Source organism: Maribellus luteus (genome assembly GCF_003576475.1).
GTDB lineage: Bacteria > Bacteroidota > Bacteroidia > Bacteroidales > Prolixibacteraceae > Draconibacterium > Draconibacterium luteum.
The window spans coordinates 1-551 of record NZ_QWGR01000221.1; the positions used below are offsets into that span (position 1 = coordinate 1).

1 protein-coding gene is annotated in these 551 nt (G+C 34.5%); it reads left to right on the forward strand.

Annotation, left to right across the window (positions count from 1 at the left end; all coding sequences use genetic code 11):
* Nucleotides 1–88: 88 nt before the first annotated feature.
* Entirely contained in the window at nucleotides 89–466 is a 378-nt protein-coding gene (locus tag D1614_RS24755; protein WP_162304628.1) for an Arm DNA-binding domain-containing protein, read from the forward strand.
* Nucleotides 467–551 lie beyond the last annotated feature (85 nt).

A 551-nucleotide genomic window follows, 5' to 3' on the forward strand; every position in this document is an offset into this window, starting at 1 on the left:
GAAAAGGGTACTTTTAAGCAATAATCGAGACTAGTTTTTTCTTTAACCCTAAAAATGAGAAAAGATAAGATTAACGATTAACTTCATTGTGAAAAAAGCAAGAAAGAAAAGTAATGGAGAAATTCCTGTCTATGTACGATTTACTTTAGAATCCAAACGTGTCGAACTTTCTACCGGCATCTATTGTCATCCTGATAATTGGGATGAAGCTGGACAACATTTCATCGGAAGAAATGAAAGAGCCCGCATTCTGAATAACAGATTAAACAAAATTCAAAATGAAATTCAGGATCACTATAACCAACTTAGATCTGCAGGAGAAGATTTTGATGTAATTGCCATTAAAAACAGATTACGAAACATTGAAGACAGCGAAGGAATCCTCAAGGTATTCGATTACTATTTGAAGAATATGCACGAAAAACTTGCTAAAGGCTACTCTAAAGATATCAATGGACTTAATTGAAAAGACCCCTTATAAGAAATACAAAGTCCCTCTCGCGGAAACGAATCGAGACTTTTTAACTGCAGCTGAACTTAGTGCTATTCAG